Here is a 25389-nt window from a genome sequence, read left to right as displayed (position 1 = left end):
GGAGTTTTCCCCATGTCTCGCAACACTTCTCGACGGCTCTTCGTCGGGACGGTCCTGACGGCACTGACACTGGGGCTGGGTGTTGCCAGCCCGGCGAATGCCGATCCGGGCGAGTGGGATCCGACCCTGCCCAAGATCCTGTCCGCGGGCGCTCCCGGTGATCCGGTCGCCGTCGCGAACGCCTCACTGCAGGTTGCCCAGCAGTCCGCGCAGGCGACCATGGATCTGGGCCGCAGGTTCTTGGCCGGCCTCGGGTTCGGCGGCGGGTCGCCGTCGGCGCTGCCCGGCGGCCGGGTCCGCGGGCCGCAGGCCATCGAGTACGTGATCGCCCGCGGTGCCTCCCAGCGGGGTGTGCCGTACTCGTGGGGTGGCGGCGCGATCAACGGGCCCAGCGCCGGTGTGGAAGAGGACGCGGGCAAGGTCGGCTACGACTGCTCGGGCTTCACCCGCTATGCCTTCGCCGGAGTGGGCGTGCAGATCCCGAAGTACTCCGGTGACCAGTACAACGCCGGCCGGCACATCCCGCCGTCGCAGGCAAAGCGCGGCGACCTGATCTTCTACGGGCCCAATGGCACCCAGCACGTCACCATCTACCTGGGCAACGGGCAGATGCTGGAGGCGTCGTCGGCGGCCGGTCAGGTGACCGTGAGCCCGGTGCGGACCGCGGGTATGACGCCGTACCTGACGCGCATCATCGAGACCTAGTCCGTTCAATCCTCGACGCGCCAGTTAACGGGGCACGTCGACGGATCCCAGAACGCCTGGAATAGTTGTGTGCGGGCACCGAGGTGCCCGATAAAACCAACAGCTGTGGAGGAAGTCGATGACGTCACCAGGTGGGTCGCCCGCAGGCCCCGGAGCCCCGGCCATCTCGACTGGCGGTAACGGCCTGGCCGGCGAGGTGCACACCCTGGAGCGCGCGATCTTCGAGGTCAAGCGCATCATCGTGGGTCAGGACCAGCTCGTCGAGCGCATCCTGGTCGGGCTTCTGGCCAAGGGGCACGTGCTGCTCGAAGGTGTCCCCGGCGTCGCCAAGACGCTCGCGGTCGAGACCTTCGCCAAGGTCGTCGGCGGCACCTTCGCCCGCATCCAGTTCACCCCCGACCTGGTGCCCACCGACATCATCGGTACCCGCATCTACCGGCAGGGCCGCGAGGAGTTCGACATCGAACTCGGCCCCGTCGTGGTGAACTTCCTGCTGGCCGACGAGATCAACCGCGCGCCGGCAAAGGTGCAGTCGGCACTGCTCGAGGTCATGGCCGAGCGCAAGATCTCCATCGGCGGCAAGACCTACGAGCTGCCCAAGCCGTTCCTGGTGATGGCGACCCAGAACCCGATCGAGAACGAGGGCGTCTACCCGCTGCCGGAAGCCCAGCGCGACCGCTTCCTGTTCAAGATCAACGTCGACTACCCGTCGCCGGAGGAAGAGCGCGAGATCATCTACCGGATGGGTGTCACCCCGCCGGAGCCCAAGCAGATCCTCGAGACCGGCGACCTGCTGCGCCTGCAGAACGTCGCGGCCAACAACTTCGTCCACCACGCGCTGGTCGACTACGTGGTCCGCGTCGTCACCGCGACGCGCCGGCCCGAGCAGTTCGGTCTCAACGACGTCAAGGCCTGGGTCGCCTTCGGCGCCTCGCCGCGTGCCTCGCTGGGCATCATCGCCGCCGCCCGCGCCCTGGCGCTGGTGCGCGGCCGCGACTATGTGATCCCGCAGGACGTGATCGATGTGATCCCAGACGTGCTGCGCCACCGCCTTGTGCTGACCTACGACGCGCTCGCCGATGACATCAAGGCCGAGACGGTGATCAACCGGATCCTGCAGACCGTTGCCCTGCCTCAGGTCAATGCCGTTCCGCAGCAAGGACATTCGGTGCCGCCGGTGGTTCCCGCCGGGGCGGGTGCCAACGGTCGGTGAGTGATTCGGGAACCGTCCACCCGCCGTCCTTCCAGCGCGGTGAGATCGGTGACGCCAAGCTCTCGGCGGCCCTGCGCACCCTCGAGCTGACGGTCAGGCGCAAGCTCGACGGGGTTCTGCACGGTGACCACCTCGGTCTGATCCCCGGCCCGGGCTCCGAGCCCGGCGAGTCGCGGATGTACCAGCCCGGCGACGATGTGCGCCGGATGGACTGGTCGGTGACCGCCCGCACCACCCACCCGCACGTGCGGCAGATGATCGCCGACCGCGAGCTGGAAACCTGGCTGGTGGTCGACATGTCGGCCAGCCTCGACTTCGGCACCACGGGCTGTGAGAAGCGCGATCTCGCCGTCGCGGCGGCCGCGGCGATCACCTACCTCAACAGCGGTGGCGGCAACCGGATCGGTGCGATCGTCGCCAACGGCGACACGATCACCCGGGTGCCCGCGCTGTCGGGCCGGATGCACGAGCAGACGCTGCTGCGCACCATCGCCACCATGCCGAAGGCGCCGACCGGTGTGCGCGGCGACTTGGCCGCCGCCATCGACGCGCTGCGCCGTCCCGAGCGTCGCCGCGGCATGGCGGTGGTGATCAGCGACTTCCTCGGCCCGATCAACTGGATGCGACCGCTGCGCGCGATCGCCGCTCGCCACGAGGTGCTCGGTGTCGAGGTGCTCGACCCGCGTGACGTCGAGCTGCCCCCGGTCGGCGATGTGGTGCTGCAGGACACCGAATCCGGTGTCACCCGTGAGTTCACCATCGACGAGCAACTGCGCGACGACTTCGCCCGCGCCGCCGCGGTGCACCGCGAGGAAGTGGCGCGCACCATGCGCCGCTGTGGCGCGCCGCTGATGACCCTGCGCACCGACCGGGACTGGATCGCCGACATCGTGCGGTTCGTGGCGTCCCGGCGCCGCGGTGCTCTGGCGGGCAGCCAATGACCTTGCCTCTGCTCGGGCCGATGACGCTGTCCGGCTTCGAACACCCGTGGTTCTTCCTGTTCCTGCTCGTGATCGCCGGGCTGGTCGGGCTCTACATCATCGTGCAGTACGCGCGGCAGAAGCGGATCCTGCGGTTCGCCAACATGGAACTGCTGGAAAGCGTTGCGCCCAAACGGCCTACGCGCTGGCGACACCTGTCGGCGATCCTGCTGATCGCCTCGCTGGTGCTGCTGACGATCGCGATGGCCGGGCCGACGCACGATGTGCGGATCCCGCGCAACCGCGCCGTGGTGATGCTGACCATCGACGTCTCGCAGTCGATGCGCGCCACCGACGTCGAGCCCAGCCGGCTGGCCGCCGCACAGGAGGCCGCCAAGCAGTTCGCCGATCAGCTCACCCCCGGCATCAACCTGGGCCTGATCGCCTACGCGGGCACCGCCACCGTGCTGGTCTCGCCGACCACCAACCGCGAGGCCACCAAGAACGCGATCGACAAGCTGCAACTGGCCGACCGCACCGCCACCGGCGAGGCGATCTTCACCTCGCTGCAGGCCATCGCGACCGTCGGCGCCGTGATCGGTGGCGGCGACACCCCGCCGCCCGCCCGCATCGTGCTGATGTCGGACGGCAAGGAGACCGTGCCGTCGAACCCGGACAACCCGAAGGGCGCGTTCACCGCCGCCCGGACGGCCAAGGATCAGGGCGTGCCGATCTCGACGGTGTCGTTCGGCACCCCGTACGGCTACGTCGAGATCAACGACCAGCGCCAGCCGGTCCCGGTCGACGACGAGATGCTCAAGAAGATCGCCGACCTGTCCGGCGGCAACGCCTACACCGCATCCAGCCTGCAGCAGCTCAAAGAGGTTTTCACCTCACTGCAGGACCAGATCGGCTACGAGACCATCAAGGGCGAGGCCAGCACCGGCTGGCTGCGACTGGGCGCACTCGTGCTGGCTCTGGCCGCCCTGGCCGCGCTCCTGGTCAACCGGCGCTTGCCGGGCTGATACCGCCCGTGTCGATTTCGGCGCGGCGGATGGCAGGCACTAAGTTGACTTCAATGAGCGAAACTCCCGCTGAGAATCCGGTAGGCAAGCCGCCATTCGTGTCCCGTTCGGTGCTGGTCACCGGTGGAAACCGGGGCATCGGCCTGGCCATCGCGCAGCGACTCGCCGCCGACGGCCACAAGGTCGCGGTCACCCACCGCGGCTCCGGTGCGCCCGAGGGCCTGTTCGGTGTCGTGTGTGATGTCACCGACAGTGCGGCCGTCGACCGCGCCTTCACCGAGGTCGAGGAGCATCAGGGTCCGGTCGAGGTGCTGGTGTCCAACGCCGGCATCTCCCAGGACGCGTTCATGATCCGGATGACCGAGGAGCGTTTCGAGAGCGTCATCAACGCCAACCTCACCGGGGCGTTCCGGGTGGCACAGCGGGCCTCGCGCAGCATGCAGCGCAAGCGGTTCGGCCGGATCATCTTCATCGGCTCGGTGTCGGGCATGTGGGGGATCGGCAACCAGTCCAACTACGCGGCCGCCAAGGCCGGTCTGATCGGCATGGCCCGCTCGATCTCCCGGGAGATGTCGAAGGCCGGCGTCACCGCCAACGTCGTCGCCCCCGGCTACATCGACACCGAGATGACCCGCGCGCTCGACGAGCGGATCCAAGAGGGCGCACTGGACTTCATCCCGGCCAAGCGGGTCGGGACGGCCGAGGAGGTGGCCGGGGCGGTCAGCTTCCTGGCGTCCGAGGACGCCGGCTACATCGCCGGCGCGGTGATCCCGGTCGACGGCGGCATGGGCATGGGCCACTAGAAAGGAATATGGCTGATATGGCAGGCATTCTGGAAGGCAAGCGGATTCTCGTCACGGGGATCATCACCGACAGCTCGATCGCGTTCTACATCGCGAAGGTCGCGCAGGAAGCCGGCGCCCAGCTGGTGCTCACCGGCTTCGACCGGATGAAGCTGATCCAGCGGATCGCCGACCGGCTCCCGGAGAAGGCGCCGCTGCTCGAGCTCGACGTGCAGAACGAAGAGCACCTGTCGACGCTGGCCGACCGGATCACCGCGGAGATCGGCGAGGGCAACAAGCTCGACGGCGTGGTGCACTCCATCGGTTTCATGCCGCAGACCGGTATGGGCATCAACCCGTTCTTCGACGCACCCTACGAGGACGTCGCCAAGGGCATCCACATCTCGGCGTACTCCTATGCCTCGCTGGCCAAGGCCGTGCTGCCGGTGATGAACCCCGGCGGCGGCATCGTCGGCATGGACTTCGACCCGACTCGCGCGATGCCGGCCTACAACTGGATGACGGTGGCCAAGAGCGCGCTGGAATCGGTCAACCGATTCGTCGCCCGCGAAGCCGGCAAGGTCGGGGTGCGGTCCAATCTGGTTGCCGCGGGCCCGATCCGGACCCTGGCGATGAGCGCGATCGTCGGCGGTGCGCTCGGTGAAGAGGCCGGCGCCCAGATGAAGCTGCTCGAGGAGGGCTGGGACCAGCGTGCCCCGCTCGGCTGGAACATGAAGGACCCGACCCCGGTCGCCAAGACGGTGTGCGCCCTGCTGTCGGACTGGCTGCCCGCCACCACCGGCACGATCATCTTCGCCGACGGCGGCGCCAGCACGCAGCTGCTCTAGCCGTGGAGTTCGACGCGCTCCTGGTGCTCTCCTTCGGCGGCCCGGAAGGCCCCGAACAGGTGATGCCGTTCTTGGAGAACGTCACTCGGGGCCGGGGGATACCGCCGGAGCGCCTGGCCGCCGTCGCCGAGCACTACCTGCACTTCGATGGCGTCTCACCGATCAACGGCATCAACCGGGCCCTGATCGACGAGATCCGGGCCGAGCTCGCCGAGCGCGGTGACGATCTGCCGGTGTACTTCGGCAACCGCAACTGGCATCCGCTCGTCGAAGACACCGTCGCCGCAATGGCTTCCGATGGCGTGCGGCGCGCCGCGGTCTTCGCCACCTCGGCGTGGGGCGGCTACTCCGGTTGCGCCCAGTACCAGGAGGACATCGCCCGAGCCCGGGCCGCCGTCGGTGACGGCGCACCGGAATTGGTGAGGCTGCGGCAGTTCTTCGACCACCCCCTGCTGGTGGCGATGTTCGCCGACGCCGTGGCCGATGCCGCGGCGTCGCTGCCCGCGGGCCACCGGCTGGTGTTCACCGCCCACTCGATACCGCTGCGCGCCGCCGACCGGTGCGGGCCGGACCTCTACGCCCGCCAGGTCCGCTACGCCGCGGCGCTGGTGGCGGCCGCGGCCGGCTACGACGACTACGACGTGGTGTGGCAGTCCCGCTCGGGACCGCCGCAGGTGCCGTGGCTGGAACCCGATGTCGCCGACCATCTCTCGGTGCTGGCCGCCTCGGGCACCAAGGCGGTGGTGGTCTGCCCGATCGGATTCGTCTCCGACCACATCGAGGTGGTGTGGGACCTGGACAACGAATTGGCGCACCAGGCCGACGAACTCGGGATCGCTCTGGCGCGGGCGTCGACGCCCAATGCGCAGCGCCGGTTCGCCAGGCTGGTCCTCGATCTCGTCGACGAGGCACGCAACGATCGCGACCCGGCGAGAGTGGTTGGCGCGCAGCCGGTTCCGGGCTACGGGTCCAGCGTCGACGGCGCCTTCTGCACGCCCGGCTGCGTGGCTAGTGCCAGGCCGAGTGCAGGATCGCGGTGACCGCGGCGATCCGCGCTGACCGCACGATCGAGGCCAGCGGCCGCAGTGCGTCATTGGCGATCTGAGCCTCCGAGGCGCTCTGGATGCCGATCGGCATCAGTCCCGAACTGACCGAGATGATCGCGTCGACGTGCGCGGCGTTCTCCAGCACCCGAAGCGCCCGCGTCGGAGCGTGATCGGGCGCGCGGTGATGGCTGCCGGATTCCAGCACCTGCTCGACGAGCCCGCGTGGATCGTCGATCCCGCCTGCCGCACCGAGTTGCAGCGCACCCAGCGCATCGGCGGCCGATCGCACCGCCGAGCGCAGGTTGTACTCGGCCTCGCCCAGGTCGAGATGGTCGGTCACCGGGATCGCGGGCAGGGAATACACCGTCCAGGACAATGCGCACAGCTCGGGCACCCGGTCGCCGTCGGGCAGTTCGTCGTCGGTGTCGTCGTACTCGAAATCCGGGACCAGGCCGATGGTGTCGCCGGCCGGGCTGGTCACGATGATCGCCTCGCCCGAGGCCAGGGCGTCGCGCTGGAACTGGGTTCCGGCCGCCAGGCCCCGGACGTCGCCGGGAACCGGCAGGGCGACGCTGATGGCCGGCGGCCGGGCATCCACCGAGCGGCCCGCCACCGTTCGCAATGTCTGCAGCAACGAGACCGCACCCGCGTCGTCGACGTCCGGCCAGGGCAGGCCGGTGTGGCCGGCCGCAACCGAATCGTAGGCGGTCACCGAATGTGTTGGTGCCCAAGCCGATAGCGCGTCAAGGATGTCGTCGGGCGCGGCCTTGCCCGCGAGCCAGGCGTTGGCCCACACGGATAGCGAAACACTCGGGCACCACATGATGCTCGCAGTGTAGTGGGTCGACCTTGGTCCGGCTTTCTCCCAACCTCCCGCGGTTTGCCGCGATATCCTGGCGTCATGCCCGCGGCGCTGATCTGGCTCGTGTTCGCCTTGGGTCTTGCCGGTGCCGAGGCACTGACCGGCGACATGTTCCTGCTGATGCTCTCCGGTGGCGCGCTGGCCGCCGCCGGGTCGAGCTGGCTGCTGGACTGGCCGGTGTGGGCCGACGGCGCGGTTTTCCTGGTGGTTTCGGTGCTGCTCGTGGCGCTGGTCCGCCCGGCGCTGCGCCGCAAGCTCACCGCGGGCAAGGGCCTGCCCGAACCGGTCAAAGCGCTGGAAGGCAAAAGTGCGCTGGTGCTCGACCGGGTGGCCCAGCATGAAGGCCAGGTGAAACTCGACGGCGAAATCTGGACGGCCCGCCCCTACAACGACAACGATGTCTACGAGCCGGGCGACCACGTCACCGTCATGCATATCGACGGTGCCACCGCGGTGGTCTGGAAGAACGGGTAAGGAGAACCCTTCATGGACGGTGCCATAGCCGGTCTGGTCCTGTTGGCGGTGCTGGTGATCTTCGCGATCATCGTCGTCGCCAAGTCGATCGCCCTGATCCCGCAAGCCGAGGCCGCCGTCATCGAACGCCTCGGCCGGTACAGCAAGACCGTTTCCGGTCAGCTCACGCTGCTGGTTCCGTTCGTGGACAAGGTCCGCGCCCGGGTCGACCTGCGTGAGCGGGTGGTGTCCTTCCCGCCGCAGCCGGTGATCACCGAGGACAACCTGACCGTCAACATCGACACGGTGGTGTACTTCCAGGTCACCAACCCGCAGGCGGCGGTCTATCAGATCAGCAACTACATCGTCGGCGTCGAGCAGCTGACCACCACCACCCTGCGCAACGTCGTCGGTGGCATGACCCTGGAGCAGACGCTGACCTCCCGCGATTCGATCAACGGCCAGCTGCGCGGCGTGCTCGACGAGGCCACCGGCCGGTGGGGTCTGCGCGTCGCCCGCGTCGAGTTGCGCAGCATCGACCCGCCGCCGTCCATCCAGGATTCGATGGAGAAGCAGATGCGCGCCGACCGGGAGAAGCGCGCGATGATCCTCACCGCCGAGGGCAACCGGGAAGCGTCGATCAAGCAGGCCGAAGGCCAGAAGCAGGCCCAGATCCTGGCCGCAGAGGGCGCCAAGCAGGCCGCGATCCTGGCCGCCGAAGCCGACCGGCAGTCCCGGATCCTGCGTGCCCAGGGTGAACGCGCCGCGTCCTACCTGCAGGCTCAGGGCCAGGCCAAGGCGATCGAGAAGACGTTCGCCGCCATCAAGGCGGGCCGTCCCACCCCGGAGATGCTGGCCTACCAGTACCTGCAGACGCTGCCGCAGATGGCCAAGGGTGAGGCCAACAAGGTGTGGCTGGTTCCCAGCGACTTCGGTTCGGCGCTGCAGGGATTCACCAAGATGCTCGGCGCGCCCGGCGAGGACGGGGTGTTCCGGTACACGCCGTCACCCGTCGAACCCGACCTGCCCAAGGCCGACGACGACGCCGACGAGGTCGCCGACTGGTTCGACACCAAGACCGACCCGGCGATCGCGCAGGCCGTGGCCCGCGCCGAGGCCGAAGCCCGCACCTCGGTGCCCGCGGTCGGCAGCGCACCCCAGCACGCGGCTCCACCGGAGCTCGGGCCCAGCCAGTGAGTCCGCTGGCCTCGCCGCGGGTCTACACCGTGCTGGCCGCGGGACAGGCCGCCGACGCCGCACTGTGCGCGATACCCGCGCCGTTCATCACCGAATGCCTCGACGTGGTCGAGTTCCCGCGCGACAAGCGCTGGATCTTCGCGCCGATCAAGGGCGCGTCGGCGATCGGGCTGGCGTCGGTCTGGCGATTCCCCGCGCTGGCGCGATTCACCGCGGTCATGTTGACGGTGTACTTCAGCCTTGCCGTCGGATCGCATCTGCGCGTCCGGGACTTCGGCCGCAACTTCGCCGCGGCATCGAGCCTGCTGGTGATCTACGGAGTGTTGGCCGCGACGTCGTCACCGCCGCGCCGGTGAGTGCGCACCTCGTAGACCAGACCGGCGACACCGACGGCCGCGGTGCACACCGACACCAGCACCAGTAGCGGGCTGATGCTGCCGGTCATCGCGTCCCCGAGGAACACGACGGCGGCGGTGCCGGGAATCAGCCCGGCCAACGTCGCCAGAAAATAGGGCAGCACCCGCACGGCGGACGCCCCGGCCGCGTAGTTGAGCACCGAGAACGGCACGGCGGGGATCATCCGCAGCGAGAAGACCGCCTGCCAGCCCCGGGCCCGCAACCGGGCATCCACCGACTCCACCGCCGGGTGGCTCACCAGCTTGCTGAGCTGCCAGCCCAGCGCCCGTACCAGCAACAGCGCGATCAGTGCGCTCGCCGTGCTGGCGACCACGGCGATCACCACACCGACGCCGGGGCCGAACAGCAGGCCGGCCGCCAGGGTGAACGCGGTGCGGGGGAACGGGAACACGGTGACGACGATGTGCGCGCACAGGAACGCCAGTGGGAACCACGCCCCGAGCGAGGTCGCCCAATCCCGCAACTGCACGGCCGTGGGCAGCGGCACGAGCAGCACGACTGCGACGAGAATCACACTGACGATCGCGGTGACGACGATGCGTGTCCGGGACACCTGCCGGGCGGTGGATACCACCGCTGAACTCACGCTCCGCAGCGTGCTGCCGGTCTTCGACGTCACATTGACCAAGATTACGGGCACGCCGACTCGGCGGCGTGACGCGTGAGGCCATCATTTAGCCTGATGGTCTGATGGCGTTCCCGGGGAGGGGCTGCCACGAGCTGCGACAACAGGAGTTGCCGGTGTCAGTAGAGGTCGAGGAGGGCCGCGCCCGCTGGCGCACCGCGGTCGCCGGAGTGCTGGCCAAGAGCAGCCGGAAAGACCCGGCGGATCTGCCCGCTGAACCCGAGACGCTGTTGGACTCGCCCACCTACGAGGGCTTTCCGATCCGTCCGCTGTACACCACGCTCGACGCGCGGCCGGAATCGCCGCTGCCCGGCGCCTGGCCGTTCGTCCGTGGCGCGGACGCGCACCGCGACGTCGTCGCAGGCTGGAAGGTCGCCGAGGAGTTCGGCGCCGGCGGTGCGGTGGCCGACGGCAACGCCGCGGTCCTGGGCGCCCTCGGCGACGGAGTGAGCGCGCTGATCCTGCGCGTCGGCGAAACCGGGGTCGCCCCCGCCGATCTGGACCGGCTGCTCGAGGGCGTGTACCTGGAACTCGCGCCCGTGATCCTCGACGCCGGCACCCAGTTCGGCGCGGCCGCGGATGCGGTGCTGGCTCTGGTGTCCGGTGCGAGCGATGCGCAACGCGCCACCATGTCGATCGACCTGGGCGCCGACCCGTTCACCGCGCCGCTCAGTGGTTTTGACGCGCCCGCGATCGAGGACGTGACCCGGGTCGCCGCGAATCTGATCGGAAGCGCAGGGGTGCGCGCGATCACCGTCGACGGTGCGGCGTTCCACAACCGCGGCGCCAACGCCGCGTGGGAGCTCGCTGGGGCGCTGGGTGCCGCGGTCGAGTACGTGCGGGCGCTGGTCGACGCAGGCATCGACGTCGGAGACGCGCTGCGCCAGATCAGCTTCCGGTTGGTGGCCGACGACGACCAGTTCATGACGATCGCCAAATTCCGTGTGGCCCGCCAACTCTGGGCCCGGATCGCCGACGTGCTGGAGGCGCCGGACAGCGGCGCGGCGACGGTGCACGCGGTCACCTCGCTGCCGATGATGACCCAGCGCGATCCCTGGGTGAACATGCTGCGCACCACGCTGGCCGCGTTCGGCGCCGGCGTCGGGGGAGCGGACACGGTGGCCGTGCTGCCGTTCGACGTGGCCATCCCCAGTGGATTCCCCGGCATCAGTGCCGGTTTCGCCCGCCGCATCGCGCGCAATACCCAGCTGCTGCTGCTCGAAGAGTCGCACATCGGGCGGGTGCTCGACCCCGCGGGCGGCTCCTGGTACGTCGAAGACCTCACCAAAAACCTTGCCGCCGAGGCATGGTCGCACTTCCAGGACATCGAGTCCCGGGGCGGCTTCGTGGCCGCGCGCGATCATGTCGCCGAGCAGATCGAAGAGGTGCGGGCGCGCCGGGCCGACGACATCGCCCACCGCCGCACCGCGGTCACCGGCGTGAACGAGTTCCCGAACCTATCCGAACCGCCACTGCCGCATTTCAGTTCCTCGGAGACGGTGCGGCGCTACGCCGCCGGATTCGAGGCGCTGCGCGACAGGTCCGATGCGTACCTGGAGCGCATGGGTTCGCGGCCGGCGGCTCTGCTGCTGCCGCTGGGACCGTTGGCCGAGAACAACATCCGGGCAACATTCGCGGCCAACCTGCTGGCCTCCGGTGGGATCGAAACGGTCAACCCCGGCACCGTCGACGCCGCCGGGATAGCCGCGGCGATCGCGGACGCCGGCGCCTCGGTGGTGGTGCTCTGCGGCACCGACGCACGCTATGGCACCGACGCCTCCGATGTGGTGGCCGCCGCACGAGCCGCGGGCGTGAGCCAGATCTATCTGGCCGGGCCGGAGAAGGCCGTCGCGGATGCCGCGGACAAACCCGACGGTTATCTGACCGCGAAAATCGATGCGGTCGAAGCGCTTTCGTCCCTGCTCACCCGATTGGGGGCCTGATATGACTGCTTCCACCACCGGCACCGTACCCAGCTTCGCCGACATCCCGCTGCACGGCGACCGGCCGGCCCCGGCGCCCACCGAGGCCGCCGTCGCCGAGCACGTCGCCGCCGCCGCGTCGGCGCACGGCTACACCGCCGAGCAGTTGGAGTGGCAGACCCCCGAGGGCATCGCCGTCAAGCCCGTCTACGTCGGTGCCGACCGCGACGCCGTGGCCGCCGCGGGCTACCCGCTGGACAGCTTCCCGGGCGAGCCCCCCTTCATCCGCGGGCCGTATCCGACGATGTACGTCAACCAGCCCTGGACCATCCGGCAGTACGCCGGGTTCTCCACCGCGGCCGAATCCAACGCCTTCTACCGGCGCAACCTGGCCGCCGGCCAGAAGGGTCTGTCGGTTGCATTCGACCTGGCCACCCACCGCGGCTACGACTCCGATCACCCGCGGGTTGCCGGTGACGTCGGAATGGCCGGTGTGGCAATCGATTCCATCCTGGACATGCGTCAGCTGTTCGACGGTATCGACCTGGGCACCGTCAGCGTGTCGATGACCATGAACGGTGCGGTGCTGCCGATCCTCGCGCTGTACGTGGTGGCCGCCGAGGAACAGGGGGTGCCGCCGGAGAAGCTGGCCGGGACCATCCAGAACGACATCCTCAAAGAGTTCATGGTCCGCAACACCTACATCTATCCGCCGAAACCGTCGATGCGGATCATCTCCGACATCTTCGGCTACACCAGCGCCAAGATGCCGAAGTTCAATTCGATCTCGATCTCCGGCTATCACATCCAGGAAGCCGGTGCCACAGCCGATCTCGAGCTCGCCTACACGCTGGCCGACGGCGTCGAGTACCTCAAGGCGGGCCGGGATGCCGGGCTCGACGTCGACAAGTTCGCGCCGCGGCTCTCGTTCTTCTGGGGCATCGGGATGAACTTCTTCATGGAGGTCGCCAAGCTGCGTGCCGGCCGGCTGCTGTGGAGTGAGCTGGTGGCCGAGTTCGGCGCCAAGAACCCCAAATCCCTGTCGCTGCGCACCCATTCGCAGACCTCAGGCTGGTCGCTGACCGCCCAGGACGTGTTCAACAACGTCGCGCGAACCTGTGTCGAGGCGATGGCGGCCACCCAGGGCCACACCCAGTCGCTGCACACCAACGCACTCGACGAAGCGCTGGCGCTGCCGACCGACTTCTCCGCGCGCATCGCGCGCAACACGCAGCTGCTGCTGCAGCAGGAGTCGGGCACCACCCGGCCGATCGACCCCTGGGGCGGTTCGTACTACGTCGAGTGGCTGACCCATCAGCTGGCCGAGAAGGCCCGGGCCCACATCGCCGAGGTCGCCGAGCACGGCGGCATGGCCCAGGCCATCGGCGAGGGCATCCCGAAGCTGCGCATCGAGGAGGCCGCCGCGCGCACTCAGGCCCGCATCGACTCCGGGGCCCAGCCGCTGATCGGCGTGAACAAGTACCAGGTCACCGAGGACCAGGAGATCGAGGTCCTCAAGGTCGAGAACAGCCGGGTGCGCGCCGAGCAGCTGGCCAAGCTCGAGCAACTCCGCGCCGATCGCGACGAGGCGGCCTGCCAGGCGGCGTTGGCCGAATTGTCCCGTGCCGCAGAGGCTTCCGGGCCCGCCGGTGAGGACGGGCTTGGCAACAACCTGCTGGCGCTGGCCATCAATGCCGCCCGCGCCATGGCCACGCTCGGCGAGATCTCCGACGCGCTGGAGAAGGTGTACGGACGGCATCAGGCCGAGATCCGGACCATCGCGGGTGTCTATCGGGATGAGGTCGGAAAGGCCCAGAATGTGAGTGCCGCAACCGCATTGGTGGAGAAGTTCGCCGAGGCCGACGGTCGCCGGCCGCGCATCCTGGTGGCCAAGATGGGCCAGGACGGTCACGATCGTGGGCAGAAGGTGATCGCCACGGCCTTCGCCGACATCGGCTTCGACGTCGACGTGGGCTCGCTGTTCTCCACCCCGGAGGAAGTCGCGCAGCAGGCCGCCGACAACGACGTCCACGTGGTGGGGGTGTCCTCGCTGGCCGCCGGGCACCTGACGCTGGTGCCTGCACTGCGCGACGCACTCGCCGCGGTGGGGCGCCCCGACATCATGGTGGTCGTCGGCGGTGTGATCCCGCCCGGTGACTTCGACGAGCTCTACGCCGCCGGGGCCACCGCGATCTTCCCGCCCGGCACGGTGATCGCGGATGCCGCCGTGGATCTGCTGCACAAGCTCGCCGAGCGGCTCGGGTACGACCTCGGCTGATGTCCGCCGACGTCGAGGTACTGGCCGAGGCGATCCGCAGCGGTGATCGTGCGGCGCTGTCGCGTGCGATCACCCTGGTCGAGTCGACCCGTACCGATCACCGCGATCAGGCCCAGCGCCTGCTCCTGGAGCTGATGCCGGACGCGGGCAAGGCTGTGCACATCGGGATCACCGGGGTGCCCGGGGTGGGGAAGTCGACCACCATCGAGGCGCTGGGGATGTACCTGATCGAGCAGGGGCACCGGGTGGCCGTGCTGGCCGTCGACCCGTCGTCGACGCGCACGGGCGGCTCGATCCTGGGGGACAAGACGCGCATGGCGAAGCTTGCCGTACATCCGGATGCCTACATCCGTCCATCGCCGACGTCGGGAACCCTGGGCGGCGTGGCAAAGGCGACACGGGAGACCATCGTGCTCGCCGAGGCCGCCGGATTCGACGTCATCCTGGTGGAAACGGTCGGTGTCGGACAGTCCGAGGTGACCGTGTCCAACATGGTCGACACCTTCGTTTTCCTCACGCTTGCCCGCACCGGAGATCAGCTCCAAGGCATCAAGAAGGGGGTCCTGGAGCTCGCCGACATCGTCGTGGTCAACAAGGCCGACGGTGCCCACCTCACCGAGGCGAAGTCGGCCGCGCGTGAGTTGACGGCCGCCATCCGTCTGATCTATCCCCGCGAAACTATCTGGCGCCCACCGGTTTTGACGATGAGTGCGATCGACGGCACCGGCTTGCGCGAGCTGTGGGACACGGTGCTCGCGCACCGCGACGCGTTGACCAAGGCCGGCGAGTTCGACGCCCGCCGCCGCACCCAGCAGGTGGAGTGGACGTGGTCGATGGTGCGCGACGCCGTGCTCGACCGGGTACTGAGCCATCCGGCCGTGCGCGCCGAACGGGCCGAGATCGAACGCCAGGTTCGCGAGGGCGAGCTGACTCCCGCACTGGCTGCCCAGCGAATTCTCCAGGCGGCCGAACAGTCAACCTGACCGCCCGCGTGTCAAGTTAACGTTTTGGCAACAATTTGCTGCAGATGTGCTTAGACCCGTTAAATTCCCATCTGTGACTCAGGCGATGCGTGACCGCGACACCCTGCCCCATGGGCTGCAGGGTGCTGCCGATCCGAACTTCGCCTGCGCGCTGCGAAGCTTCGCGGCGATGTTCCCGCACCCGCGCTTCGGCGGCGGCGCGCTGGCGGTCTACCTCGACGGCAGGCCCGTCGTCGACGTCTGGGCCGGCTGGTCTGATCGTCGGGGCCGCGAACGCTGGTCCGCCGACACCGGCGCCATGGTGTTCTCGGCGACCAAGGGCGTCGCCTCGACGGTCATCCACCGCCTCGTCGACCGTGGCCTGATCGACTACGAAGCCCCGATGGCGGAGTACTGGCCGGAGTTCGGTGCCAACGGCAAGGCGGACATCACTGTTCGCGAGGTCATGCAACACCGCGCCGGGCTGTCGCACCTGCACGGCGTGCGCACCCGTGACTTGCTCGACCATCTGGTCATGGAGGATCGCGTCGCGGCGGCTCCGGTCGGCCGGTTCTTCGGCAAGCCCGCGTATCACGCGCTCACGTATGGCTGGCTGCTGTCCGGCCTGGCCCGTGCCGTCACCGGGGTGGGCATGCGCGAGCTGATCCGCACCGAGGTGGCCGAGCCGCTGAACACCGACGGGATTCACCTGGGCAGGCCGCCGGCCGGCGCGCCGACCAGGGCCGCCAGCATCATCGGGCCCCAGCTGAACATCCCGAACCCGATCTTCAACACGATCGCTCCGCGGGTCGCGGCATTCGAGAGGTCCGCGATCTTCGGTTCCATGTACTTCCCCGGCATGCGGTCGACGGTCCAGGGCGCCATGCCACTGCTCGACAGCGAGCTGCCGTCGGCCAATGGCGTGGCCACGGCTCGCAGCCTGGCCAGGATGTACGGCGCGATCGCCAACGGCGGAGAGATCGACGGCATGCGTTATCTGTCCCCGGGGCTGGTCGCCGGGCTCACCGGACGCCGTGATCTGACCCGGGACCGCAACCTGGTTCTGCCGCTCGGCTTCCACCTGGGTTATCACTCGCTACCGATCCCGGGGATATTGCCCGGCTTCGGGCATGTGGGGCTGGGCGGCTCGCTGGGCTGGGCAATTCCGGAAGCCGGATTGTCCTTCAGTTTCATCCATAACCGGTTGCTGACCCCCTTCGTCATTGCCGATCAGGCCGGCTTCGTTGCGACCGCCGCGTTGATTCGCCGGGGTGCCGCTGCCGCCCGCAAGCACGGTTTCGAGCCCGTCACCGAGTTCGGTGCCCCCTTCGGGCCCATTTCGTCCGGCGTCGTCGCAGGGTAATTCGGCCCTAATTCCACCCGAGCCGGCTCCTTGCTGGCCCGACCGGACCTCCGGTGTGTTGCCTGGTCGCGGGGTCCCGCCACGCCACGACTGACCTCGCCACATGCGCCTGTCGAGGGCTCCAGCAAACTTTCACAGCGAGTTCACAAGACCCGGCTAAAGGGGTGATAAATGTCACCGGGCATCTTGTGAACTGTCCCGTAGTTCATCTTCGGTGGAAAGTTCGCCAAATATCCACGAATAGCCGGTCATTTATCCTGTCGCGTTTGCTGACTCGCTGCGGGAAATATCGGGGAACCGGTAATGGATGCCTCCATACCCTTGGAAATGTGGTCTGGATCACGTTTAGTCGGCTGCCAATATTGAAATCTCAGCCTACTCTCAGGTTAGTAGCCATCTCCTGTGGATCGAGATGATAGTTGCAGGCTAACGGGTTATCGGATGCTGAGGCATGATTGCGGAAACTCTCAGGATGGCTGCGCTATCCAGGGCCTCACGGGCATCGCCAGTGGCGCTATTTGACACTATTCAATTACTGAGACATTGAATTTAACGGGATTAGGCTCGGGTCATTAGATAGGTTCATTACCGTTATTTGCTATATCCGTATCGATACCAATTTGTGTCGGAATTGCGATAGTAAACACTCTGCAACTTCCTCCTCGCCGTCGCGGACGGGTCGTCGGATGCTGTCCGGGCGCTTGCGTGGGCGAGCGTGTCGCGATGAATGTGCTGGTAGACGGCTTTTACGATCGGGATCTCAAGACCGTAATCACGATCTCGCCGGTCGTCACCGCTGGATCCGCAGCTATCAGATATGCGGCTGACCGGGCAGGACGTTAGGGCCAAAGGTCACATTGGCCAATCCCTAATCGAAAACATCAAACATTTCTCGCGGTCTTAACGAAAAACGGCTAAGCTACCGAGCACATTGGCAACTTCGACTGGGCAGTTACCGCTGCATGGCCGGGATGGGTTGCCTTGTCCAGTGTCAAGAAGTGAGGTGTGAGCGGACGTGCGTCAGACATCTGTCACCCCCATCGCCGTCGTCGGCATGGCATGCCGGCTACCCGGTGGTATCGACTCGCCCCACAAGCTGTGGGAGGCGTTGCTCGAGGGCGCTGATCTGGTCACTGAGATTCCCGCCGACCGCTGGGACGCTGACGACCTCTACGACCCCGAGCCCGGTGTTCCCGGCCGCTCGGTGTCGAAGTGGGGTGCCTTCATCGATGACGTCACCGGCTTCGATCCCGACTTCTTCGGGATCAACGAGCGCGAGGCCACGGCGATGGACCCGCAGCACCGCGTGCTGCTGGAGACCTGCTGGGAAGCCACCGAACAAGCCGGCTTCACGCCGTCGTCGCTGTCCGGCACGGCGACCGGTGTCTTCATCGGCATGTCGCACGACGACTACGCGATGGTCACCAGTGACGCCGGCGCCTTCGACCAGGCGTACGCGTTCACCGGTGCGCCGTTCAGCATGGCCTCGGGCCGCATCTCGCACGCGCTCGGCCTGACCGGCCCCGCGGTCACCATGGACACCGCCTGCTCCTCGAGCTTGGTCGCGGTCCACCAGGCGGTCCGCAGCCTGCATGACGGCGAAAGCGACATGGCGCTGGCCGGCGGCGTGATGCTGATGCTGGACAAGCGCCTCTACGCCTCGTCGTCGGGCCAGGGCATGCTCTCGCCGACCGGCCGCTGCCACTCCTTCGACGTCGCCGCCGACGGCTTCGTCCGCGCCGAGGGCTGCGGGATCGTCGTCCTCAAGCGGCTCGACGACGCCCAGCGCGACGGCGACCGTGTGCTGGCCGTCATCAAGAGCACCGCTTCCAACCAGGACGGCCGCACCGAGAACATCTTGACCCCGTCGCGCGACGCCCAGGTTTCGGTGTTCCAGGCCGCGCTCGCCGCCGCCGGCGTCGACCCCGACACCGTCGGCATGGTCGAGGCGCACGGCACCGGCACCCCGGTCGGCGACACCATCGAGTTCAACAGCATCTCGACGGTCTACGGCCACGCGGGCCCGACGGCCCTCACGTCGGTCAAGAGCAACTTCGGCCACGCGGAGTCCGCGGCGGGTGTGCTCGGACTCATGAAGGCCGTTCTCGCCGTTCACCACGGTGTGATTCCGCAGAACCTGCACTTCACCCAGCTCTCCGAGAAGAACGCCAAGGTCAAGACCGGGATGTTCGTCCCGACCGAGAACATCCCCTGGCCCAAGGAGGACGGCCCGCGCCGTGCGGGTGTGTCGTCCTATGGCATGTCGGGCACCAACGTCCACGCGGTTCTCGAGCAAGCCCCCGACGCGCCCGTCGTCGTCGACGCGAACAAGGTCGACAGCGCCGCCAAGGACCTGCTGCTGTTCCCGGTGTGCTCCACCTCGGTCGAGGAACTCCGCAACACCGCCGCGAACCTGGCCGACTGGGTCGAGAACGCGGGCGACGAGCTGTCGCTGCCGGACCTGGGCTACACGCTCAGCCGCCGGCGCGGGCATCGTTCGCTGCGCACTTCCGTCATCGCCGAGGACCGCGGCTCGCTGATCGAGCAGCTGCGCGCGGTCGCCGAAGGTGATGAGCCCTACCAGCCCGCCGTCGGCCACGACGACCGCGGACCGGTGTGGATCTTCTCCGGACAGGGGTCGCAGTGGGCCTCGATGGGCACCGAGCTGCTGGCCACCGAGCCCGTCTTCGCCGCCAAGGTTGCCGAGATCGAGCCGCTGATCGCCGCCGAATCCGACTTCTCGGTCACCGAGGCGATGACCGCACCCGAGACCGTCGAGGGCATCCACCGTGTCCAGCCGACGATCTTCGCCGTCCAGGTCGCGATGGCGGCCACGATGGCGTCCTACGGTGTTCAGCCCGGCGCGGTCATCGGCCACTCGCTGGGTGAGGTCGCCGCGGCCGTCGTGTCCGGCGCACTGTCGCTGGAAGACGGCGTCAAGGTCATCTGCCGTCGCTCGCTGCTGTGCCTGCGATTGGCCGGCGGGGGAGCGATGGCCTCGGTCGAGATGCCCGCCCAGCAGGTCCGTGAGGAACTCGAGCAGCAGGGCATCGAGGACGTGGTCGTCGCCGTCGTCGCGTCGCCCAAGTCGACCGTGATCGGTGGCGCCACCGAGACCGTCCGCAAGATCGTCGCCGGTTGGGAGGCCCGCGAGATCATGGCCCGCGAGGTCAACGTCGACGTGGCATCGCACTCGCCGCAGGTCGATCCGATCCTCGACGAGCTCGCCGAGATGCTCGAGGACATCACCCCGATGGCCCCCGAGGTGCCCTACTACTCGGCGACATCGTTCGATCCCCGCGAGCAGCCGTACTGCGATGCCGACTACTGGGTGGACAACCTGCGCCACACGGTCCGGTTCTCGGCGGCGGTGCAGACCGCGCTGGAAGACGGCTTCCGGGTGTTCGGCGAGCTGGCCCCGCACCCACTGCTCATCCGTGCCATCGACCAGACCGCGAGCACGCTGGACATCAGCGTCGCGGCCCTGGCCGGCATGCGCCGCGCGCAGGAGGTTCCCAACGGCCTCGGCGATTTCCTCGGCGATCTGTACGCCGCGGGCGCGCAGGTGGACTTCTCGGTTCTCTACCCGGTCGGCCGGCTGGTCGACGCGCCACTGCCCACCTGGACCCATCGCAGCCTGATCCTGATCGCCGACGGCGTCGACCAGGCTCGCGGCACCCACCTGGTGGCCGCCCACCCGCTGCTGGGCTCGCACGTCCGGCTGCTGGAGGAGCCCGAGCGGCACGCCTGGGCCGCCGAGGTCGGTACCGGCGCACACCCGTGGCTGGTCGATCACCAGATCAACAACGTCGCGGCTCTGCCCGGCGCGGCCTACTGCGAAATGGCGCTGGCCGCCGCGCGCACCGTGTTCGGTGACGACGCCGAGGTCCGCGACGTCACGTTCGACGCGATGCTGCTGCTCAAGGATGAGACCCCGGTGCACCCCGTGGCCTCCGCCGACGGCTCCGGCCTCCTCGACTTCGTCGTCGAGACCGACACCGACGGCGAGCGCGAGCGCCGCGCCGGCGCCGTGCTGACCGCCGGTCAGCCCGGCGAGCAGCCCAAGACCTACGACATGGACGCGCTGCGCGACGCCCACCCCAACCGCGCCGACGGCGAAGGTGTGCGGCAGTGGTTCGACGGCCGCGGTGTCCAGTTCGGCCCCGCGTTCACCGCGCTGGTCGCCGTCAACGCCGCCGACGAGAACGCCGACACCGTGCTGGCCGAGATCGGCCTGCCGTCCTCGATCCGCAATCAGCAGACCTCCTACGGCGTCCACCCGGCACTGCTGGACGCCTGCTTCCAGTCGGTCGCGGCTCACCCGGGCGTGCAGTCCTCCGGCACCGGCGGGCTGCTGCTGCCGCTGGGCGTGGAGCGCCTGCGCGTGCTCGGCCCGACCCGCAACGCGCGCTACTGCCTGACCCGCATCACCTCGCTGGACGGATCCTCGGTGCAGGCCGATATCGATCTGCTCGACGATTACGGCACGGTGCTGTTCACCGTCCAGGGTCTGCGGATGGGCACCGGCATGTCCGAGGATCACGAGGGCGACCGCGTTTTCAACGAGCGCCTGCTGGGCATCGAGTGGCGCCAGCACCAGGTCGCCGAGATCACGAACACCGTCGGCGCGACGTGGCTGGTCGTCAGCACCTCGGACGTCGCCGATCTGCTGGCCTCCGCGCTCACCGACGCACTCAAGCTCAACGACGCCGACGTCACCACGATGTCGTGGCCGCAGCAGGCCGACCACGCGGCCAACGCCGAGCGGCTGCGGTCGTACTTCACCGAAGGCGCCGGCTTCGCCAACGTCGTCGTCGTCAGTGGCGCGCGCAACGGCTGCCCCGAAGAGCAGCTGCCGCACCGCGGGGGCGATCACGTCCGTCACCTGGTGCGCATCGCCCGCGAGCTGGCCGACACCGCAGGCGAGGCGCCGCGGCTCTACGTCATCACCCGCAACGCCCAGACCGTGCTGGCCGACGATCGGCCGAACCTCGAGCAGGCCGGCCTTCGTGGTCTGCTGCGCGTGGTCGGCGCCGAGTTCCCGCAGCTGCGCCCCAGCCAGATCGACGTCGACGACAACGTCGACTCCAAACTGCTGGCCCGCGTGCTGCTGAGCGGCTCGGAAGAAGACGAGACCGCCTTCCGCGGCGGCGACTGGTACACCGCGCACCTCTACCCGAGCCCGCTGCGGCCCGACGAGCGCTACACCACGGTCGTCGACCATTCCCGCGACGGCATGCGCCTGGAGATCCGTACCCCCGGCGATATGCAGACCCTGGAACTGGCCGCCTTCGACCGCATCCCGCCGGGACCGGGCCAGATCGAGGTCGCGGTCACCGCGTCCAGCCTCAACTTCGCCGACGTCCTGCTGGCCTTCGGTCGGTACCCGAGCTTCGAGGGCCTGCACCCGCAGCTGGGCATCGACTTCGCCGGTGTGGTCACCGCGGTCGGACCGCAGGTCACCTCGCACCGGGTGGGCGATCACGTGGGTGGCATGTCGCCCAACGGCTGCTGGGGCACGTTCGTGACGTGCGACGCCGACGTGGCCGTGACGCTGCCCTCGGGCCTGCGTGACGATCAGGCCGCGGCCGTGTCCACCGCATCGGCCACCGCCTGGCACAGCCTGCACGATCTGGCCAAGATCAAGTCCGGCGACAAGGTGCTGATCCACTCCGCCACCGGCGGTGTCGGCCAGGCCGCCATCGCGATCGCCCGGGCCGCCGGCGCGGAGATCTACGCCACCGCGGGCACCGACGAGCGTCGCGACATCCTGCGCGGCATGGGCATCACCCACGTCTACGACTCCCGCAGCGCCGCCTTCGCCGAGCAGATCCGCAAGGACACCGACGGCTACGGCGTGGACATCGTGCTCAACTCGCTGACCGGCGCGTCCCAGAAGGCCGGCGTCGACCTGCTGGCCTTCGGCGGCCGGTTCGTCGAGATCGGCAAGAAGGACATCTATGGCGACACCCGCCTCGGGCTGTTCCCGTTCCGGCGCAACCTGTCCTTCTACGGTGTCGACCTGGCGCTGATGGCCACGACGCACCCCGAGCAGATCCGCGAGCTGCTGAGCACCGTGTACCGGCTGACCGCCGAGGGTGTGCTGCCGCAGCCGGAGACCACGCACTACCCGCTGGCCGACGCCGCCACCGCGATCCGCGTGATGGGGGCCGCCGAGCACACCGGCAAGCTGCTGCTGTCGGTGCCGAAGGTGGGCCACAGCAATGTGGTCGTGCCGCCCGAGCAGGCCAAGGTCTTCCGCCGCGACGGCTCGTACATCATCACCGGTGGTCTGGGCGGGCTGGGCTTGTTCCTCGCCTCGAAGATGGCTGCGGCCGGCTGCGGCCGGATCGTGCTGAACTCGCGGTCGGAGCCCAAGGCCGACGCGCTGGCCGAGATCACCCGGATGCGGGCCGCCGGTACCGAGGTTGAGGTCGTCAGCGGCGACATCGCCCTGTCGGAGACCGTCGACCGCCTGGTCACGGTGGCCACCGCCACCGGCCTGGCCGTGCGCGGGGTGCTGCATGCGGCCGCCGTCGTCGAAGACGCCATCCTGACCAACATCAGCGACGAGCTGATCGACCGGGACTGGGCGCCCAAGGTCTACGGCGCCTGGCACCTGCACCGCGCCACCACGGCACAGCCGCTGGACTGGTTCTGCTCGTTCTCCTCGGCGGCTGCCTTGATGGGCTCGCCCGGCCAGGGCGCCTACGCGGCGGCCAACAGCTGGCTGGACGGGTTCACCCACTGGCGCCGTTCGCAGGGCCTGCCCGCCACCGCGATCGCGTGGGCGGCATGGGACGAGATCGGCGCGGGCAAGCACCTCGCCGCCGCCGGCGACACCGCGATGATCAGCCCGGACGAGGGTGCCAATGCCTTCGAGGCGCTGCTGCGCCACGATCGCGCCTACAGCGGCTACGCGCCGATCATCGGGACGCCGTGGCTGACCGATCTGGCCGCCCGCAGCCCGTTCGCCGAGGCATTCCAGGCCAGTGGCGACCGGCCCGCGGACACCAGCAGCTTCCGGGCCGAACTGCACGATCTGCCGCGTGACGAGTGGCCGACGCGGGTTCGTCGTCTGGTATCGGAGCAGCTCAGCCTGATCCTGCGCCGTTCCATCGACCCAGACCGGCCGATTTCGGAGTACGGTTTGGACTCGTTGGGGAACCTCGAGCTGAGAACTCGGATCGAAACTGAAACGGGAATCCGTGTTCGGTCGATGGATATAACGACTGTCCGGTCGCTGGCTGAAAGCCTGTGCGAAACGCTCGCCGGCGTCATCACGTCAGCGCGCTGACTAACTGGGTCGATAGGGGAAACTAACAGTGGTTGCACTCACCGCAATCCATGACTGGGTTGACGCGCCGGGCACAGTCGTGTCCTGGAGCCCGTCACCGGCATGCCTGAAGAAGGTTCAGGATGCGCCGGTCAGCGAGGTGCCTGCGAGCTATCAGCAGGGCCAGCACATCCGCAGCTACCGCAATCACACGGCCAACGGCCTGGAGATGGCGCGGCTGCTGATCCCAGCCTGGAACATGCCCGGCAAGTGCGATGTCCGCGCGATGACCTTCGTCATCAATGCCTACCTGCGCCGGCACGACACCTACCACAGCTGGTTCGCGTTCGACGAGGCCGATCAGATCGTCCGCCACACCGTCGAGAACCCGAACGACATCCAGTTCGTCGCGTCCAAGCACGGCGAGATGAATTCGGCGCAGTGGAAGAAGCACGTGCTCGACACCCCGAGCCCGCTGGAGTGGGACTGCTTCCGGTTCGGTGTCATCCAGCGCGCCGACCACTTCACCTTCTACGTCAGCGTCGACCACCTGCACGCCGACGCGATGCTGATGATGGCGCTGTTCGTCGAAATGCACATGAACTACGAGGCGCTGGCCGGCGGCGGTGCGCCGCTGCGCCTGCCCGACGCGGGCAGCTACCACGACTACTGCGTGCGCCAGCACGACTACACCGAGCAGCTGACCATGGAGTCCGACGACGTCAAGGGCTGGCTGGAGTTCCTGGAGAACAACGGCGGAACGATGCCCACCTTCCCGCTGCCGCTCGGCGATCCGTCGGTGCACTGCAGCGGTGACCTGCTGACCGTCCAGTTGATGGACGATCACGAGTCGGACCGCTTCGAGTCGGCCTGCACCGCGGCCGGTGTCCGCTTCATCGGTGGCGTGTTCGCCGCCGCGGCCATCGCCCACCGGCAGCTGACCGGTGACGACGACTATTACGTCATCACCCCGACGACCACCCGCAGCACGCCTGCCGAGTTCATGACCACGGGCTGGTTCACCGGTGTGGTTCCGCTGTCGGTGCCCGTCGCCGCCCGCAACTTCGCCGAGGTAGCCCGCGCCGCCCAGGAGTCGTTCGACTCGGGGATGCCGCTGGCGAACGTGCCGATCGAACGCGTCTACGAGCTGGCCGAGACCGAAGCCACCCCGCGGATCCGTCCCGCCGGGCCGGGTGTGCCGATGCTGTCCTACCTCGACGTCGGCCTGCCGCCGCTGAACCCGGTCATCATGTCGCAGTGGTATGCGCAGAACGGCCACATCTACACCGACCTGGGTGCGGCCAATCAGGTCGGCATGTGGGTGAACCGGCGTACCGGCGGCACGATCATCACCGTCGCCTACCCGGACAACCCGATCGCCCGTGAGTCGGTTGCCGAGTTCGTCGAACTGATGAAGTGCATCTACCTCCGGGTGGCCGACGGCCGCTCCGAGCTCGTGTCGTCGTCTCGCTTGCCCGTCGCAACGGTCTGATGC

General features: G+C 68.4%; 18 protein-coding genes. 16 read left to right on the top strand and 2 right to left on the bottom strand.

Going from position 1 to position 25389, the window contains the following annotated elements; all coding sequences use genetic code 11:
* Positions 1 to 12: 12 nt before the first annotated feature.
* The 7 genes from ripB to EV580_RS01160 all read left to right on the top strand — a co-directional run bounded on the left by ripB (position 13) and on the right by EV580_RS01160 (position 6533).
* Positions 13 to 705, top strand: coding sequence for an NlpC/P60 family peptidoglycan endopeptidase RipB (ripB, locus tag EV580_RS01190; protein ID WP_133689333.1), 693 nt, complete (start codon positions 13 to 15; stop codon positions 703 to 705).
* A gap of 118 nt (positions 706 to 823) precedes the next feature.
* Positions 824 to 1918, top strand: coding sequence for a chaperone MoxR1 (moxR1, locus tag EV580_RS01185; protein ID WP_133689332.1), 1095 nt, complete (start codon positions 824 to 826; stop codon positions 1916 to 1918).
* On the top strand, positions 1915 to 2859 hold the full coding sequence (locus EV580_RS01180) for a DUF58 domain-containing protein (RefSeq protein ID WP_133689331.1): 945 nt from the start codon (positions 1915 to 1917) through the stop codon (positions 2857 to 2859). The genes moxR1 and EV580_RS01180 overlap by 4 nt, the downstream gene beginning before the upstream one ends.
* Positions 2856 to 3863, top strand: a complete 1008-nt coding sequence (locus EV580_RS01175; protein WP_133689330.1) for a VWA domain-containing protein — start codon at positions 2856 to 2858, stop codon at positions 3861 to 3863. The genes EV580_RS01180 and EV580_RS01175 overlap by 4 nt, the downstream gene beginning before the upstream one ends.
* A gap of 53 nt (positions 3864 to 3916) precedes the next feature.
* A complete protein-coding gene (fabG1, locus tag EV580_RS01170) occupies positions 3917 to 4666 on the top strand; it encodes a 3-oxoacyl-ACP reductase FabG1 (RefSeq protein WP_133689329.1) in 750 nt (249 codons plus the stop codon).
* Positions 4667 to 4683: 17 nt separating this feature from the next.
* The gene (inhA, locus tag EV580_RS01165) at positions 4684 to 5493 is read left to right on the top strand and encodes an NADH-dependent enoyl-ACP reductase InhA (protein WP_133689328.1); all 810 of its coding nucleotides are present in this window, start codon (positions 4684 to 4686) and stop codon (positions 5491 to 5493) included.
* A 2-nt stretch (positions 5494 to 5495) separates the two neighbouring features.
* Positions 5496 to 6533 (top strand): ferrochelatase, encoded by a 1038-nt coding sequence (locus tag EV580_RS01160; protein WP_133689327.1) that lies wholly within the window; start codon positions 5496 to 5498, stop codon positions 6531 to 6533.
* Here EV580_RS01160 and EV580_RS01155 read toward each other — a convergent pair.
* On the bottom strand, positions 6502 to 7362 hold the full coding sequence (locus EV580_RS01155; protein WP_133689326.1) for an Rv1486c family protein: 861 nt from the start codon (positions 7360 to 7362) through the stop codon (positions 6502 to 6504). The two genes, EV580_RS01160 and EV580_RS01155, sit on opposite strands and share 32 nt — an antisense overlap.
* 78 nt (positions 7363 to 7440) lie before the next feature.
* Between EV580_RS01155 and EV580_RS01150 the strand changes: the two genes are divergently transcribed.
* The 3 genes from EV580_RS01150 to EV580_RS01140 are packed head-to-tail and all read left to right on the top strand — an operon-like array spanning position 7441 to position 9407.
* On the top strand, positions 7441 to 7875 hold the full coding sequence (locus EV580_RS01150; protein ID WP_133689325.1) for an NfeD family protein: 435 nt from the start codon (positions 7441 to 7443) through the stop codon (positions 7873 to 7875).
* Positions 7876 to 7887: 12 nt separating this feature from the next.
* On the top strand, positions 7888 to 9051 hold the full coding sequence (locus tag EV580_RS01145) for an SPFH domain-containing protein (RefSeq protein ID WP_133689324.1): 1164 nt from the start codon (positions 7888 to 7890) through the stop codon (positions 9049 to 9051).
* On the top strand, positions 9048 to 9407 hold the full coding sequence (locus EV580_RS01140) for a DoxX family protein (protein WP_133689323.1): 360 nt from the start codon (positions 9048 to 9050) through the stop codon (positions 9405 to 9407). Before EV580_RS01145 ends, EV580_RS01140 begins: the two co-directional genes overlap by 4 nt.
* On the opposite strand, the gene EV580_RS01135 is transcribed toward EV580_RS01140, so the two are convergent.
* Positions 9365 to 10087: a TVP38/TMEM64 family protein gene (locus EV580_RS01135; protein WP_166654550.1), complete on the bottom strand. Its 723-nt coding sequence runs from the start codon at positions 10085 to 10087 to the stop codon at positions 9365 to 9367. The genes EV580_RS01140 and EV580_RS01135 overlap by 43 nt on opposite strands.
* A 71-nt stretch (positions 10088 to 10158) precedes the next feature.
* Between EV580_RS01135 and mutA the strand changes: the two genes are divergently transcribed.
* From mutA to EV580_RS01105, 6 genes are all read left to right on the top strand, one after another.
* Positions 10159 to 12036 carry a methylmalonyl-CoA mutase small subunit gene (gene mutA / locus EV580_RS01130; protein ID WP_133689322.1) on the top strand — a complete coding sequence of 626 codons (1878 nt, stop codon included), beginning with the start codon at positions 10159 to 10161 and terminating at the stop codon, positions 12034 to 12036.
* A 1-nt stretch (position 12037) separates the two neighbouring features.
* Positions 12038 to 14293 carry a methylmalonyl-CoA mutase gene (gene scpA, locus EV580_RS01125; RefSeq protein ID WP_133689321.1) on the top strand — a complete coding sequence of 752 codons (2256 nt, stop codon included), beginning with the start codon at positions 12038 to 12040 and terminating at the stop codon, positions 14291 to 14293.
* A complete protein-coding gene (gene meaB, locus EV580_RS01120; protein ID WP_166654548.1) occupies positions 14293 to 15276 on the top strand; it encodes a methylmalonyl Co-A mutase-associated GTPase MeaB in 984 nt (327 codons plus the stop codon). The genes scpA and meaB overlap by 1 nt, the downstream gene beginning before the upstream one ends.
* 85 nt (positions 15277 to 15361) lie before the next feature.
* Positions 15362 to 16618: an esterase/beta-lactamase LipL gene (gene lipL / locus EV580_RS01115; protein ID WP_133690968.1), complete on the top strand. Its 1257-nt coding sequence runs from the start codon at positions 15362 to 15364 to the stop codon at positions 16616 to 16618.
* A gap of 1015 nt (positions 16619 to 17633) precedes the next feature.
* The gene (gene pks2, locus EV580_RS01110) at positions 17634 to 23915 is read left to right on the top strand and encodes a sulfolipid-1 biosynthesis phthioceranic/hydroxyphthioceranic acid synthase (protein WP_133689319.1); all 6282 of its coding nucleotides are present in this window, start codon (positions 17634 to 17636) and stop codon (positions 23913 to 23915) included.
* Positions 23916 to 23943: 28 nt separating this feature from the next.
* The gene (locus EV580_RS01105; protein ID WP_133689318.1) at positions 23944 to 25386 is read left to right on the top strand and encodes a condensation domain-containing protein; all 1443 of its coding nucleotides are present in this window, start codon (positions 23944 to 23946) and stop codon (positions 25384 to 25386) included.
* The last annotated feature ends 3 nt before the right edge of the window (positions 25387 to 25389 follow it).

It is taken from the genome of Mycobacterium sp. BK086 (assembly GCA_004362315.1).
In the GTDB taxonomy this organism is placed as follows: domain Bacteria; phylum Actinomycetota; class Actinomycetes; order Mycobacteriales; family Mycobacteriaceae; genus Mycobacterium.
This window is presented reverse-complemented; position numbering and strand designations above follow the sequence as displayed.